The organism is Endozoicomonas ascidiicola, from assembly GCF_001646945.1.
GTDB classification, from domain to species: Bacteria; Pseudomonadota; Gammaproteobacteria; order Pseudomonadales; family Endozoicomonadaceae; genus Endozoicomonas; species Endozoicomonas ascidiicola.
In genome coordinates this window covers 569,654-583,990 of record NZ_LUTV01000005.1, presented here as the reverse complement: position 1 = coordinate 583,990, position 14,337 = coordinate 569,654, and the positions used below count along the sequence as shown (strand labels likewise).

Annotated in this window: 15 protein-coding genes, 1 pseudogene and 1 riboswitch; of the genes and pseudogenes, 8 read left to right on the top strand and 8 right to left on the bottom strand. The window is 47.4% G+C overall.

Annotated elements, in window-relative coordinates; genetic code table 11:
• Positions 1-233 precede the first annotated feature (233 nt).
• The 3 genes from AKL11_RS16305 to AKL11_RS16295 all read right to left on the bottom strand — a co-directional run bounded on the left by AKL11_RS16305 (position 234) and on the right by AKL11_RS16295 (position 2,990).
• Entirely contained in the window at positions 234-800 is a 567-nt protein-coding gene (locus AKL11_RS16305) for a hypothetical protein (RefSeq protein WP_067519327.1), read from the bottom strand.
• A gap of 134 nt (positions 801-934) precedes the next feature.
• Positions 935-2,722 (bottom strand): sodium:solute symporter family protein, encoded by a 1,788-nt coding sequence (locus AKL11_RS16300; RefSeq protein WP_067519324.1) that lies wholly within the window; start codon positions 2,720-2,722, stop codon positions 935-937.
• Position 2,723: 1 nt separating this feature from the next.
• On the bottom strand, positions 2,724-2,990 hold the full coding sequence (locus AKL11_RS16295; RefSeq protein WP_067519322.1) for a DUF4212 domain-containing protein: 267 nt from the start codon (positions 2,988-2,990) through the stop codon (positions 2,724-2,726).
• Positions 2,991-3,179: 189 nt separating this feature from the next.
• On the opposite strand from AKL11_RS16295, the gene AKL11_RS16290 reads away from it, so the two are divergent.
• Both AKL11_RS16290 and AKL11_RS16280 read left to right on the top strand, forming a co-directional pair.
• Positions 3,180-3,773 carry a molecular chaperone TorD family protein gene (locus AKL11_RS16290; protein WP_067519320.1) on the top strand — a complete coding sequence of 198 codons (594 nt, stop codon included), beginning with the start codon at positions 3,180-3,182 and terminating at the stop codon, positions 3,771-3,773.
• A 540-nt stretch (positions 3,774-4,313) separates the two neighbouring features.
• Positions 4,314-5,333, top strand: coding sequence for a hypothetical protein (locus AKL11_RS16280; protein ID WP_157673608.1), 1,020 nt, complete (start codon positions 4,314-4,316; stop codon positions 5,331-5,333).
• Positions 5,334-5,366: 33 nt separating this feature from the next.
• On the opposite strand, the gene ydiJ is transcribed toward AKL11_RS16280, so the two are convergent.
• Positions 5,367-8,429, bottom strand: coding sequence for a D-2-hydroxyglutarate dehydrogenase YdiJ (gene ydiJ, locus AKL11_RS16275; protein ID WP_067519313.1), 3,063 nt, complete (start codon positions 8,427-8,429; stop codon positions 5,367-5,369).
• Positions 8,430-8,513: 84 nt separating this feature from the next.
• Positions 8,514-8,891 carry a LysR substrate-binding domain-containing protein gene (locus AKL11_RS16270; protein WP_067519311.1) on the bottom strand — a complete coding sequence of 126 codons (378 nt, stop codon included), beginning with the start codon at positions 8,889-8,891 and terminating at the stop codon, positions 8,514-8,516.
• A 149-nt stretch (positions 8,892-9,040) separates the two neighbouring features.
• Here AKL11_RS16270 and AKL11_RS26795 point away from each other — a divergent pair.
• The 3 genes and pseudogenes from AKL11_RS26795 to AKL11_RS24670 form a co-directional block, all read left to right on the top strand.
• Positions 9,041-9,211, top strand: a pseudogene (locus AKL11_RS26795) (hypothetical protein); the annotation flags it as partial.
• Between the two features lie 11 nt (positions 9,212-9,222).
• A complete protein-coding gene (locus AKL11_RS26495; RefSeq protein ID WP_095210440.1) occupies positions 9,223-9,450 on the top strand; it encodes a helix-turn-helix domain-containing protein in 228 nt (75 codons plus the stop codon).
• Positions 9,447-10,058: an IS630 family transposase gene (locus tag AKL11_RS24670; protein ID WP_095210439.1), complete on the top strand. Its 612-nt coding sequence runs from the start codon at positions 9,447-9,449 to the stop codon at positions 10,056-10,058. The genes AKL11_RS26495 and AKL11_RS24670 overlap by 4 nt, the downstream gene beginning before the upstream one ends.
• An 11-nt stretch (positions 10,059-10,069) precedes the next feature.
• Here AKL11_RS24670 and AKL11_RS16260 read toward each other — a convergent pair whose 3' ends face one another.
• Complete coding sequence (locus tag AKL11_RS16260; RefSeq protein ID WP_067519306.1) at positions 10,070-10,663, bottom strand: LysR family transcriptional regulator; 594 nt, start codon at positions 10,661-10,663, stop codon at positions 10,070-10,072.
• A gap of 110 nt (positions 10,664-10,773) precedes the next feature.
• Here AKL11_RS16260 and AKL11_RS16255 point away from each other — a divergent pair, with 110 nt between their 5' ends.
• Together AKL11_RS16255 and AKL11_RS16250 are read left to right on the top strand one after the other, a co-directional pair.
• Entirely contained in the window at positions 10,774-11,175 is a 402-nt protein-coding gene (locus AKL11_RS16255) for a DoxX family protein (RefSeq protein WP_067519304.1), read from the top strand.
• A 50-nt stretch (positions 11,176-11,225) separates the two neighbouring features.
• Complete coding sequence (locus tag AKL11_RS16250; protein ID WP_067519301.1) at positions 11,226-11,552, top strand: DOPA 4,5-dioxygenase family protein; 327 nt, start codon at positions 11,226-11,228, stop codon at positions 11,550-11,552.
• A gap of 318 nt (positions 11,553-11,870) precedes the next feature.
• On the opposite strand, the gene AKL11_RS16245 is transcribed toward AKL11_RS16250, so the two are convergent.
• Positions 11,871-13,019, bottom strand: coding sequence for an ABC transporter substrate-binding protein (locus tag AKL11_RS16245; RefSeq protein ID WP_067519299.1), 1,149 nt, complete (start codon positions 13,017-13,019; stop codon positions 11,871-11,873).
• A gap of 53 nt (positions 13,020-13,072) precedes the next feature.
• Positions 13,073-13,173, bottom strand: a riboswitch (guanidine-I (ykkC/yxkD leader).
• Positions 13,174-13,363: 190 nt separating this feature from the next.
• A complete protein-coding gene (locus AKL11_RS16240) occupies positions 13,364-13,936 on the bottom strand; it encodes a DUF4202 domain-containing protein (protein ID WP_067519296.1) in 573 nt (190 codons plus the stop codon).
• Between the two features lie 102 nt (positions 13,937-14,038).
• Between AKL11_RS16240 and AKL11_RS16235 the strand changes: the two genes are divergently transcribed.
• Positions 14,039-14,230 carry a Rossmann-fold NAD(P)-binding domain-containing protein gene (locus AKL11_RS16235; RefSeq protein WP_067519294.1) on the top strand — a complete coding sequence of 64 codons (192 nt, stop codon included), beginning with the start codon at positions 14,039-14,041 and terminating at the stop codon, positions 14,228-14,230.
• Positions 14,231-14,337: the final 107 nt, after the last annotated feature.

Below are 14,337 nucleotides of genomic sequence, written 5' to 3'. Positions count from 1 at the left end.
ACAACTGTGAGAATTCGAATATCTTTACACGACGAATAGTATGTAGCTGCACAGGGAAGTACAACGAGTTACGGACAGAGGGTCATAAGAACGTGATGCTTGTCACGTAAACGACCTCATGCTTATATCGAAAGATGATAAGTATAAGGATTCTTTGCCAGTGCGTACATAACTACTGGCAAAGTATTAAGGAAGGGTTAATAGTCTCTCAACAAACGACTACGTACTAATAACTACCTTGCATACTGCATTTCTACAATGGTTCTCAATACTGCCATCGCAGAAATGGCAGCCTTCTCTCCACTAGCACTGCCCAGTGTCATCGTTGGGCGATATAGGCAGTTGAGGGAGTGATCATAGACTCGCTTCATACCACTTTCTATGATCTGATTGTTTTTGAAGGTCAGATACCGAGTTTCTAGCTGCAGCCCTCTTGCGGAGCCACCCAGTCGACAAAGCACTGCGTTGAACCCCAGCTCCTTAACACCTCCAGACAGGCTATCATAACTGAAATGTCGCCTTAGCTGTCGTAAACGCCCGAATGTGTTTAAACCCACGCCTTCAACTTCCACATCATCGACAGTGATTTGAAACTGGTCGTTAACTGTTGTTATATTCGGGTTTATCTCTGTGCCATACACATTGATCACATGATCAACTTGCTCATACTCACCTGTATCATCATAAATATGGTCGCTGGTGATGTATTTCATACTCAGCAACAATGGCATATTCGTATCAAATGCGCTGGCTTGTTGCACAAACAACAACATCACGAAGGCTTGCAGTAGTTTCTTCATTGGTAGCTCTCTGTTTTCAGGGTTTACTGAACCATAGAGTCACTACCTGCGTAAAAGTTTCATTCTTTCTATACGTCCGTAATAAAAAAGCCGCTCGAATGAGCGGCTTTAGTGCACTTTAGTACATTTATGGTTTATACCCGAGCCGTTTCTCCATCTGCCACAGGGTCTGATGCCTGCCCGTCCTTCCGAGGAATACGGATATCATCCACCATATCCTGAACTGATTGAGGTGGTGCTTCGGTCACATGACAAACCACCATGGACACGGTGAAGTTGATCAGCATACCCAGCGTACCGATACCTTCTGGAGACACGCCAAACCACCACTCATCCGCCGTTCCACCGAGGAACTTAAAGTAGATGATGTAAGAGGCCGTGAATACCAGACCAGTCACCATACCAGCAATGGCACCTTCACGGTTCATCCGCTTATAGAAGATACCCAGCAGAATCGCAGGGAAGAAAGACGATGCCGCCAAACCGAAGGCAAAGGCCACCACCGAGGCCACAAAGCCTGGGGGATAAATCCCCGCCAGCCCTGCAATACCGATCGCAGCCGCTGCAGCCAATCTTGCGGCTAACAGTTCCTGTTTATCGGTGATGCCGGGCATCAAGTTCCGCTTCAGCAAATCGTGGGAAATGGATGTAGAGATGACCAGCAACAAACCTGCTGCCGTGGACAATGCTGCAGCAAGGCCACCAGCCGCCACCAGCGCAATCACCCAACCTGGCAGGTTAGCAATTTCTGGATTGGCCAGCACCATGATATCCCGGTCAACATAGAGTTCGTTGTTGTTGTCCGTCTGAGAGTTACTCAACAGGCGCTCACCACTTTGACCACGGGCATCGATAAACGACGGTTTACCGTCAATAGGTTTACCAGGATGGTATTGAATCTTGCCATCGTCGTTTTTGTCCACCCAGGCCATCAAGCCGGAGTTCTCCCAGTTAGCAAACCAGTCCGGCAGGTTTTCGTATTCCGCTTCGGACACCGTATTCAATAGGTTAATACGGGCAAAGCTGGCAACCGCAGGTGCAGTGGTATACAGCACAGCGATAAACAGCAGCGCATAACCGGCAGATTTACGAGCATCACGAACCGTTGGGGTTGTGAAGAAACGAACAATAACGTGAGGTAAGCCAGCAGTGCCGACCATCAGCGCCATGGTGATAAAGAACACATCAATGATGGATTTTGAGCCATCCGTGTACTGGGCAAACCCGAGCTCCGTTGATAAACCATTGAGCTTCTCCAGCACCGACATATCCGTGCCTTCTACCGTGCTACCAAAGCCCAGCTGTGGAATCGGGTTACCGGTAATCATCATGGAGATAAAGATGGCTGGTACCAAATAGGCAAAGATCATCACACAGTATTGAGCCACCTGCGTGTAAGTAATCCCTTTCATGCCGCCTAACACGGCATAGATGAAAACGATGCCCATGCCGATCATAACGCCGACATTGATATCCACTTCAAGATAACGGGAGAAGACAATACCCACACCACGCATCTGCCCCGCCACATAAGTGAAGGAGATAAAGATAACGCAGATGACCGCCACAACCCGAGCCAGCTGGCTGTAGTAACGCTCTGCCACAAAATCCGGCACGGTAAATTGTCCGAACTTACGCAGGTACGGTGCAAGACACATGGCAAGTAATACATAACCGCCCGTCCATCCCATGAGATACATGGCGCCGTCACGCCCCATAAAGGAGATGATGCCTGCCATGGAAATAAACGACGCTGCCGACATCCAGTCCGCTGCCGTTGCCATTCCGTTAGCCACAGGGTGAACGCCACCACCGGCGACATAGTATTCTTTGGTGGTGCCCGCGCGGGACCAGATAGCAATGCCTATGTAAAGCGCAAAGGATAAGCCCACAAAGAGGAAGATCAGTGTTTGAGTTTCCATATTACTCCTCCTCCTGGACGTTATATTTGCGATCCAGCTTATTCATCATTCCGATGTATACGAAAATCAGAATCAGGAAGGTGTAGATGGAACCCTGCTGGGCAAACCAGAAACCAAGAGGGAAGCCAAAGAAGGTAAACTGATCCAGATAATCCACAAACAAGATACTGGCTCCGAAGGAGACAGCAAACCAGATGACCAGTAGAGACAACAGTATTCGTATGTTCTCCCGCCAGTAGGCGGCAGCTGCCCTTTTGTTATCGGACATAGGGGGTGCTCCTGACATTATTATTGTTATTAATGGAAGCCAACTTAAGGCTGTACGCCTTACGTACAATAACAAAAGGTCTGATCGGAGCATCTTAGACTTTAGGCTAATACGGTATTAGTCCATATACTCAATAGTCTGGGTGATGGCTATATTGTGTAGCAACTCCATATATCAGGAAGTACAAACTTGTCCGCTATCGCACTACTCCCCCGTATTTTGGGTACCCTTTTCTATTATTCACCGACATCTGAAGAAGCCAGCGCCTCGATGGAACAGCTGGATCAGCTGCCAGAGCTGCTGGATTGGTCTACCCCTGCCATCATTCTGGAAGCCACAGACCACCTCTGCGGATACACCCCTGAAGAACTCTCAATGCCTTTTTCCATCCTTTTTGAAGGCCAGGGGCCAATGGCTGCGCCTCCTTGGGGATCTGTTTATCTGGATAAGGAAAATCTACTGCTGGGTGAAACCACGCTGGCTTACAGGCAGTTCCTGATCGCCCATAAAGTGGAGTTGGATACCAAGCTGAATGAACCGGAAGACCAGTTTGGCCTGATGATTCTGGCTATGGCGTACTTTATGGAAGCGGAAAATGATGAGGCAGTTGAAGTATTGCTATCGGATCACCTGCTTCCCTGGGCGAGCCGTTATCTGGAACTATTGGCTAATGCTGATGAAAGTGGATTCTATAGCAATCTGTCTATTGTTGCCGGAGAGTTTCTGAAAGAGGTTGCAGCGGCTTATGAAGTGACAGCAAAAACGTACACTCTGCACCGCTGAGCCAAAATACTGACAAGGATGCAGTATCTTATGACGTCTGTTCAAGGCGTCATAAACAGCAACGATACATTAACCCAATACCATTTTTGCATGGATAGTTATTATGGCTGGAATTGACCCTCACAACACAAACAATCGCCACCCTACTCAGAACTTGAGTCGTCCGCCTGTTCATCCCAATTCAATCAAAGCTTCACTGACGAAATTTGCAAGAAGAGCCGTGTCAGCATTTCCGAATATGGATCAGTTACTCAGCCTATTCAGACCGGGTGTAATTAAAAGTGTTCAACAGTCTGTAATTTTGTGAATTTTCTATTTTTGATACCGAGTATTCATGCGGGGTAACAGCTGATGAAATTTGAATTTTCACCACATCGGGAACACTTTTAATTACACCCATTCAGACCAGCAAATGAACAAGACACAAATCTATCCGAAAGAACAGTCGCCCAATCATCAGACTCTGAAGAGCCTGAAACCATGAGACACCTTAAACTATTTGCCAAGAACAAAATCACTCAAGACAGTTTCCTGGAACTTGTGGAAAATGAAGTTAAGGAATCCCTCACAAAACTTCAAGTTTATAATGACTTATCTAAACTCCAAAAAAAGCTCGATAACCTGCTCTCTCACCAACCCACCGACGAGATACCAATAAACAACACCCCATCCCTTGCAGAGATTGCAGATAAAGCACTGACTGATAAGTCCCCCGAATTGAATCTTACCCCCGCAAATTATCCTGACGCTTCAATACTTAACCACATGGACAACACATATCAATTAGCCAGAAATTTAAGCGACAGACTAGAAAAATTTAACAGCCTTCCAGACCCTTTAGATTCGGTGAAAAACTTATTATCCAACTTTACTGATTCTTACGTCTCCGATATTAAGGAATTTGAAACAAATATAGAACAGCTCAAGCTGAGAGAGGTCATTGCCGCTGCCAGTACAGAGATGAAGTCCATCATCGAAAATACTGGGAGAGAAGCCATTATAGACAGCGAACTGCCCGCTGAGTTAAAACTTCATCATGTTTTTTCAAACTGTCAGTTCAACAAAGATCAGATTTATCTTCTCAACTCCCTGAAAAAACTGAAACTAACACCTCGTATACTTCAACTTCAGGGACAGTTGGTTGAGCCTTATATTGAAGAGAGCATGAATATAGAATCGCCCATCAATAACCTGGCCAAAAGGGATGATCAAACGAAACTAGAAGCCCTTAAGGCAAGAAGAGAGTGGCTTATCGAAAATGATTTTTCTGAACGGAAACTAATAAAGCACATCCTTGGGCGCCCACAATGCCTACGTCAGGATCTCTTAACTATCACCGACTATATGCAAAGCCATTCAACTGCGCCAATACCTCATAAAACCTGGGAAGCTATTGTAAAGCAGGCTACAAAGTTCAATAAAAAAACCAACAGCAAAGCAAACGTAATAGAAATCAGTTTACTGGTCGCTAATATCAAAGAAAAACTCAACCAGCTACCACTATCAGAGCACCCTGAGTTAGAGTGCTGGCCTTCGAAATACAAAACCTATATCCAGTAAAAAGAATAAGCCCTCAGTTCAAGAGATTTCTGATTAAACCGTACCCTTTATAGCATGCAACAACACCTGCACAGGATGCAGAAGCTTCCCATCACCATAGCGTTTCACCTGACTCCGGCACGAATAACCGGTTGCCACAACCTTCCCCTGATTTTCAGGCTTCTGAACAACGGCCTTCCAGCTTAAATCGTACAACTTACGGGACACTTCCTGATTACGGCTTTCATGCCCATAAATACCCGCCATGCCGCAACAGCCGGTTGGCTTGTAGGTCAATTTCATGCCCAGATCCGTGAACAACTGCTGCCATTGCGCTGGAGCAGCGGGAACATTACTGATTTCGGTGCAATGCCCCAGCAAGGTAAAGCCCGAATCATCGTCAGTGGCAAGGTTCAGGTTCAGCTTACGCAACGACTCCGATTGACTGGCAAACCACTCCGACATCAACAACACGTTAGGTGCCGCCTCACCCATCACTTCTTTGTATTCATCTCGATAGGTCAGCGTCACGGCGGCATCAATCCCCATCAGGCTGATGCCACTGTCTGCCAGTGCCTTTAACTCCTCGCCATTGGTTTTGGCCACCTTTTCAAAGCGACCAAGAAAACCATAGACGTGTAACACCTTGCCATTGGGCTTGTAGGGTGCAACCAATGGACGATAGCCAAGCCGAATCAGCAGTTCAACTAGATCCGTTAACAGTGGCGTATCAAAAAAGCTGGTAAAGGCATCCTGAATAATCACCACGGTTTTGTCCCGTTCACCAGCAGGTATGGCATCCAACAATGAGCGACTAGCAATGGCTGCTCCGGCACGGCACATATCACGCTCCGGTGATGTACTGGTAATGGCTGGAATCTCCTGCAAACCCACGGTTTTCGACGCGACGGCATTGGTGAGCGACCAACCCATGACCAAGTTATAAGCCGGTTTCATTTTGGCCAGTATCGGCAGCATGGGCTCCAGCAAACCAGCAACGTGATGTTTCAATGGCCTTGGGTAACGCCCATGATAAAGCTCAAAATAACGGGAACGAAGATCCGGTACATTCACCTGAACAGGGCATTGCCCGGCACAGGATTTACAACTCATGCAGTTATCCAATGCACCATAAACATCGTGACTGAAATCATCTTCGCCGCGCCATTTATTCACCAGATTGATAAGCTTCTGACCACTGTTGTATAACGCGCCGCCATGACGAATATTTTGACTTTCAGCAGAAATATCAGCGCCGGCGGCCGTTTGAAGCCTCAGCCATTCCCTCACCAAACCCGAACGCCCTTTAGGCGATTGAGTACGATCAAAGGTCGCCTTCCAGGTTGGGCACATGGCACTGTTCGGGCTGTAATTAAAACAGGCACCGTTACCGTTGCAATAAAGTCCGCTGGTAAAGGCTTCAAAGGCATTTCGGCCAATCTCCCGATCCTGCTGACCACGGGTTGGCACTTCATCAATTTTCAGCAACTCAATGGGTTCAGGCATTGTAGCTGGCGTTGCTATCTTCCCGGGATTTAACTGGTTATATGGATCAAAGACACCTTTGATGTCTTGCAACACGGGATAAAGATCCGCAAAAAACGCCGGCGCATACTCCGAGCGAACCCCTTTGCCATGTTCGCCCCACAACACACCACCATGGCTCTTCGCCAGCGCAGCGACATCATCGCTGATTAAACGAACCAGTTTCTCCTGATCCGGATCTTTCATATCAATGGCTGGGCGAACATGAAGCACACCGGCATCCACATGACCGAACATGCCGTAGGTGAGACTGTGCTCATCCAACAGCGCTCTAAAAGCGAGAATAAAGTCTGCAAGGTTTTCCGGCGGGACGGCAACGTCTTCGACAAAAGGTATTGGACGGGCGTCGCCTTCCATATTGCCCAGCAAGCCAACCGCCTGCTTGCGCATATTCCAGATTTTTTTAACATTGCCAGTGCCCATCACCACCTGGCTACCAACACGCCCAGCCTCAGTAAGCTTTGCCAACTCGGCATTCAGACGATCAATACCCTGCTGCACTTCAGCTTCGCTATCGCCGGTAAATTCAACAAAATTGATGCCATCGATCTCGTCACTTTGTTGTGGAAAGAAATCTTTCACGCTTTCCCAAACGCTATCAGCGCGAGCCAAACCCAGAACCCGTGAATCAATGGTTTCTATGGAACCCGGCTCCGCCGCCATTAATGACTGAGCATCCCGCAGTGAATCCTGAAAGCTTTTATAGAAAACCAGAACCAGCGCCGATTGTTTGGGAATAGGCAACAGATTCACTTTAACTTCACTGACAATAGCCAACGTGCCTTCGGAGCCACAGAGAATGGCGTTCATATCCAGCTGGTTATCTTTGTTGCGGATATTGGCAAGATCGTAGCCGGTAAGGTTCCGATTCAAATGGGGAAAGACTTCAGACACCCGATCTTTATGTTGCTCATGGGTGTTTTTTAGCGTGTTGTATATCTCACCGATTCGATCGTCACGTTGGCAAAGCTCATTCAACACATCGTCGTTCACTGGCGCAGAATTCCAGACCGTGCCATCCGCCAGAACAGAAGTTAGCTCAAGAACATGATGTCGTGTTTTGCCATAGACCACCGAACCCTGACCGCTGGCATCGGTGTTTACCATACCGCCGACGGTCGCCCGGTTACTGGTAGAGAGTTCCGGCGCAAAGAACAAACCTTCTTTTGCCGCCAACTCGTTCAGGTAATCTTTCACCGAGCCGGACTCAACCCGTGCCCAACGCTCTTCCACATTAATTTCCAGCACCCGGTTCATATAACGACTAGTGTCCACCATAAAACCGGACGTCAGTGACTGACCATTGGTGCCGGTACCGCCACCACGGGGAGAAACAACCACCTGTTGAAAGTCGGTACGATGGGCGAGGGTGAGAATTTTGCTGATGTCTTCGGTACTGCGGGGATACAACACACCTTCTGGCAACACCTGATAAATAGAGTTATCCGTTGCCAGCACCATCCGCTCGGCATAGCCCAGCTCGATATCGCCAGAAAAGCCTGAAGAATCAAGCGCTTCGGCAAAGAGACGATAATGATTATTTGTTGTTTTCTGGCTCAGCCTGCTGATCACAGCGCACTCCCCATCAGTGTTGGCCCATCTGTCCCGGCAGGTATTGTACGTAAAGCGCTGCCATCAGGGAACAAAAGTCATTGATCACAATGTTTTAACAAGCTCCATCACAAACTGGGAAAATGCCCGTGACTTTTCAGGCAGGTAGCGGTTATTGACATATAGAGCATTAACCGGAAACTTCTGCTTCTGGTAGGTGAGCTCTGACATCAAGCGAACTAATGACTTCCTTTGCAAACAGTCCGCCACAGCAAAGGATGGGCAAAGTCCAATCCCTTCGCCACGGAGCAGCATTTCTCTGACCGCTCGGGCACTGTTGATTTTTATCCGGCTATTGATGGGGATTTGCTGCGTCACGCCCTGACTATCAAAAAAACTCCAATGAGTGCCTGCAACATTGGTAAACCAAAACTCATTTGAAACATACGGTTCTAAATGAGCAGATAAATTGATCCAAAGCATGAAACGAAAAACGATTCAAGACGTATAATTACAGATCATTTTTTGCCATAACTATTCGATTCATGCTTAAAGTCCTACACGATAAATGGAATTAATCCCCAGAATGCCTCTATCAATCTGGATTATCAGAACCTCACCATAGGACGCGCGAGCGCTTTATGGCCCTTTATCAAGTCTGTTGTGAGCAATCCGCTTCACAGGTGGCCTTCAGCACCAAACGCGCAACACACACCTTGTGGAAATGGATCAAAGCTTATAATGAATTCGGCCCAAAGGCTCTGCAGTATAAGCGTACAGGCGGACGCCCCCCTTTTGTCTAACCGTTACCTCAATCATCACTCAAGCCATCCACCGTTCGGCTGAAGCCGCTGCAAATACTGAAAAGTCGTCACTCCCTCGCTGGACTCTTAAAAGGTTAGTAAACTGGTGCAAGGTGAAATGGAACTTTACTTGCTCCCGGGAAACTATTCGCCGTGTTTTGAAAAGGAATAATATCTCCTGGAAAAAGGCGAAGAAGCTCCAGAATCGTGCCGATCCTGAAAAAAAGCAGACTTTCTGAAGCAGCTTGAGCCGTTACTTCAGCAGGCAACCAGGCAAGAAAAACTGATCGTTTATATTGACGAAGCGCACATTCATCAGGATACGGATATCGGTAGTGGGTGGTCAGCTAAAGGCGGTAGACTCTTTGTGTCTTCTTGCTCTCCAGGGCTATCCAAAGTCACGTTTTACGGGATTTATTACTACAACGAGGGCCAGGTTAGGATTTGGCCATACCCCAAAGGCAATTCACAACATACTGTGAATGTTCTGGAGCGTATTCGACAGGAGAATCTTGAACGACAAATTACTGTTATTTGGGATGGTGCGTCCTATCATCGGTCATTTGACGTCTGCGAGGCTGCAAAAAATCTAAAAATAGAGCTAGTCTGGCTACCTCCGTACAGTCCTGATTTTATGCCAGTTGAGGCTCTTTGGCGTTGGTTGAGAGAGGAGGTAACTTATCATTATTGTCATAGCACCCAAGATGAACTGGTGAAGAATGTCAAAGCCTTCTGCGTGCAGATTAACCAAAAACCAGTCGAGTTAGCCGACAGACTCCATACCAAGACGTCTCTTGACGAGGAGGAAGAGGTGCTCAGAAAACCGGTTAAGCCAAAACCAAAATAAAACCGATGGTTTCAAGTGAGTTTTGGTTTATCAAAAATCAGCCGGTGTTTTTTTAAATCTGAGAGTGACTCAGGAGAACCGTACTTGTCCAGGTACGCTGGTGATGCACAAAGATAATGCCCAATTATCCCCAGTGGTTTGGCGATAACACTGGAATCCTCTGGTTCGCCAATTCGGATAGCCACATCAATATGCTCATCAATAAGGGACACATTGCGGTCATTCAGACGAAGATCAATCGACAGTTCCGGATGCTGCTCCAGAAACTCATAAAGTCTGGGCGCAATGAACATCTCCCCAAACGTGACAGGCGCAGCAACACGAAGAGTGCCTTTGATGGTGTTCTGCATCGATGCCAGTTCCGTTTCCAGCCGATTCAGCTGATTCAGAATATCCATGCAGCTTTGGTAATACACCTGTCCAGCTTCGGTCATGGAAATGGCGCGGGTGCTGCGGTTGAGTAGCCGGGCACCCACACGTTTTTCCAATGCGCTAATGTATTTACTCACCACCGCCCTTGAAAGGTCCAGCTGATCTGCCGCTTTACTAAAGTTGCCAGCTTCGATGACTCTGCAGTAAACCTGCATCATGCCTAACGTATCCACGTTCACCTCTGTTCACATTTCATGAACATTCCTATTCCGCTGGCAGTCTAGCTCAAGCTTCACGAGAAAACGATAATACAAACAACGATAACGAAGACAGGAACAGCATCATGAAACCCACTGCCAATGATTATGGAATTTTAATTATCCGCCTGACCTTGGGCGCCGCTCTTCTGGCTCATGGTCTTCTTAAATATTTTGTATTCACTCTCGCCGGAACCGTTGGCTTCTTTGAATCTCTTGGGCTTCCCTGGTTCACCGCTTATCTGGTCTTTCTGGGCGAAGTTGGCGGCGGCTTGTTGTTGATTGCCGGCTATCAAACTCGCCTGATCGCCGCTCTGATGACGCCTATATTGATTGGTGCCTCCGTCGTGCATATCCCGAATGGCTGGGTTTTCTCCGCTCAAGGCGGCGGTTGGGAATATCCGATATTCATGACAGCCACCAGCATTGCCTTGGTGTTTATGGGTGATGGCGCAATATCCGTCAAAAGGTTACTCGCATCAAAGTGATCTAGCGGAAAGGCGCAAGCCTTTCCCCGTTGGTGAACAGGAGAGTCCGCATGTCAACAATTCATGGTTATCATGCTCATATCTATTTTGATAATAACGACGCTGACAAAGCAGAAACATTGTGCAAGGCAGCAGGAGAAAAGTTTCCCTTACGGGTAGGAAGAATGCATTTACAACCGGTAGGCCCTCACCCAAGAGGGAGCTGCCAATTGGCATTTAAAAGCGCCCTGTTGGGCACCGTGCTTCCCTGGCTGATTGAGAACAGAAATGGGCTGACTATTCTGCTTCACACACTTACCGGCGATGATTACTTGGATCATACCGATAATGCTTTCTGGCTGGGTAAAACAGAGGCTCTAAACCTCAAAGGCTTGTAACGGCTCACACCCCAAAGCGAGGTTGTCAAAAAAACCTATACACCTCGTTCCCATGCTCCAGAGGCTGTCGAAAAACTCCAAACATCTCGTTCCCATGCCTTGAGGGTGTCGCAAAACTCTAGAAACCTCGTTCCCATGCTCTGCGTGGGAATGCATACCTCTTGATTTTCAAAGAGATAGATGTATGGGTTCCCACGCCAAGCATGGGAACCAGGGCTTTTGCGACACCCTCCGAGCATGGGGAACCAGAACTGTACTCTCTGGCTGGGAACAGCCGAACCCTTAAATCTAGACGGCTTATAGCACTAACCAAATTATTTACTGAGCCAGCGCCATCTCATTGTAACTCCATTGCGCAGACTGTATGGGATAGTTACCACCAATCAAACCTAAATCCTGATACGCACTCTGAATACGGGCTGTCAGGTTGGGCAGATTGTGCTGGTAATCCTCACTCTGCAAGAACTGGCGGTTAGCGGCTAGATCGACGAACTCAGCATCCAGAATCAGTTCCTCCATAGGTCCCAGAGCAGTTTTATCATCCAGCAAATATTCAGCTGCTTTGGTCAACAGCTGCACTCGTTGTTTGGTGTTCAACTGATCCATAACGGCTAGCATCTGGCGCTGGCCTTCCATTAATGCTGCGACTAACTTTTTAACCTGCCCGCGGTTACTGTCAAAATAATCACTTCTGACCACATAAACATCAGCAATAATCCGTTTGAAGAACATGGTTGAGGTAATCAATCGAGCCCCTTCCACTGAACCATCACTGCCAGAGCCAATGCTGCGATTCGACGTTAACACCAGCGCATCCGGAAGTACCATAAAGGCCGCATCCACATCGGTGTTGAGAAATGAGGCGGCCGGCGCATTATCACTTAAGGTGAGATCTGGCTGCCAATCGAGAGTCACTTCATCCACGCCGATTTTCTGATCCTGCAGCATGGTAGTGAGAAAATCCACATGAGGGCCATAGGCCTGAAGTGAAATGGTTTTTCCGCGAAGGTATTTGGTATGACCAATACCCTTTTTTGCAACAAGACCGTCGCCGCCTTTTGACCAGGTCATCTGATAAATAACGACAGGTTTCGTACGCTCATCTTTCGACAATAACTCAATAGCCTGATTACACATGCCAACGGTGCAACGGAGAAAAGGCGTTTCACCGGAAAGATATTCTCGTAACTGTTGTTTAAAATCATCCTGACGAACCAGATTGACATCCAACCCCGCCTGATCAAAAAGGCTGCCCTTTTGAGTTCTGGTGCTCAAACCATTGGTGAAGATCGTAGCCGCATCACCGCCCCAGGTAATCATGGGCAGCTTAATGGTGCTGGACTCTTTCACCGGGCCAACCGGCGTTGTAATGACCTCACTCAAAGGCTCGAAGGCAGCAAACGCCCGAAAGGAAAATCCAAACAGGATCAGAAGAAACAGAAAGGGTTTGTACAGCTTATTATTCATATTTATAGCCAGTCAGGTTGCACGCTACGGGATGGAGTTTGCACACATAATCAATCTCCCGGGCTTTTATCCCTCCGTGTAACCTCGCCAGACAGCCAGGTCGATAACTCTCGGACCTGACGCCAATATGACCGGAACCCTAGTTATCTATTTCTGGTGACTACACCACCGCAGCAAATTGTGTCATCAACACATTGCCTTAACGCGTTTATCTCCCTCTAAACTCGGCAAATGACTTATATCCTTTTCAGCTCGCCATTATTCACAGGAAAAATGACGATGTAAAGGCGAGAGTCACTGCCTGCAATCGTCGCCTATGCCAATAAAAGAGACCTTTACTGTATTTAATCCGCCGAAAGCGCTTCCTGCAGCAGGCTCAACTCATGCTCACTAAAAGGCAGTTCCAGTGCCATTGCCTGTGCGGTTTCTGACATTTTTTCCCACGTCTTCTGGACAATGGCAATAATCTTTTTTTTATCATGCTTGGCAGCAAAGCTGGAAAAATCCTGAGTCAAAAATACCAGACAGGCGCAGTCTTCTAGAGCTTGAACATCCGGATTTCGTTTAATACCCTGCTTGCGAATAATCGTCGATGTTACTTTACAACTGTCTTCTGAATACCCTTGTGCTGTCATAACCTCAAGGGCTTTTTGTGCATGGTACTTTCCCAGCTCCGTGCGCCATTGCAGATAACCTGTTCTACCCAGCGGATAATCCGAACGAGGAATACCCCAACGACACAAATGCTGACTGCGCACCGCTATTTGTAATTCCTCTGATGCGTCCGGCACCAACTTCTGCAGCCATTGTGTCATCTGCTGCGCATAGATCAATTCAGCGGCAACGCCATCCACCTTTTTTGGGTCTTGGTGATGCAACTGGTCAATAGCGGCCAATGTGTCTGTAATTCGTGTCATATAGCAATTTCCGCATAATATTGTCGTTATGCTGAACGTTTTACTTGATTTACATTGCTATTTCGACTGGTATTTAACATCAATTTTGTTGCCGTAGATCCCATGAAAACAACAACAGTCTCTAAAACAGCCATGGTTATTGGTGCCACCGGAGCCACCGGCAAGGCATTGATGAGTCTTTTACTGAACAGTGATCAGTTTAATAAAGTCATCGTCGTGCACTATCGACCACCGCCATGGCACAACCACCCGCAAGTCAACGAAGTAGTTATGGACTTTGATCAGCTAGTGTAGTGCCCCGTTCTTTTTGCTGCTTAAGCGGCAATTAGCTCGAACTACCTTCTCCAGTATGTCATTAGCCTTGGCTGTCCATATAAACGGCTTGGGCTTCTCGTTATGTT

What these genes read in the sequence shown, in the direction of transcription:
- AKL11_RS16240 (WP_067519296.1), bottom strand. Translation starts at nt 13,936, where the DNA reads ATGACACGAATTACAGACACATTGGCCGCTATTGACCAGTTGCATCAC.
- AKL11_RS16300 (WP_067519324.1), bottom strand. Translation starts at nt 2,722, where the DNA reads ATGGAAACTCAAACACTGATCTTCCTCTTTGTGGGCTTATCCTTTGCG.
- AKL11_RS16255 (WP_067519304.1), top strand. Translation starts at nt 10,774, where the DNA reads ATGAAACCCACTGCCAATGATTATGGAATTTTAATTATCCGCCTGACC.
- AKL11_RS16235 (WP_067519294.1), top strand. Translation starts at nt 14,039, where the DNA reads ATGAAAACAACAACAGTCTCTAAAACAGCCATGGTTATTGGTGCCACC.
- AKL11_RS16305 (WP_067519327.1), bottom strand. Translation starts at nt 800, where the DNA reads ATGAAGAAACTACTGCAAGCCTTCGTGATGTTGTTGTTTGTGCAACAA.
- AKL11_RS16245 (WP_067519299.1), bottom strand. Translation starts at nt 13,019, where the DNA reads ATGAATAATAAGCTGTACAAACCCTTTCTGTTTCTTCTGATCCTGTTT.
- AKL11_RS16295 (WP_067519322.1), bottom strand. Translation starts at nt 2,990, where the DNA reads ATGTCCGATAACAAAAGGGCAGCTGCCGCCTACTGGCGGGAGAACATA.
- AKL11_RS16270 (WP_067519311.1), bottom strand. Translation starts at nt 8,891, where the DNA reads ATGCTTTGGATCAATTTATCTGCTCATTTAGAACCGTATGTTTCAAAT.
- AKL11_RS16250 (WP_067519301.1), top strand. Translation starts at nt 11,226, where the DNA reads ATGTCAACAATTCATGGTTATCATGCTCATATCTATTTTGATAATAAC.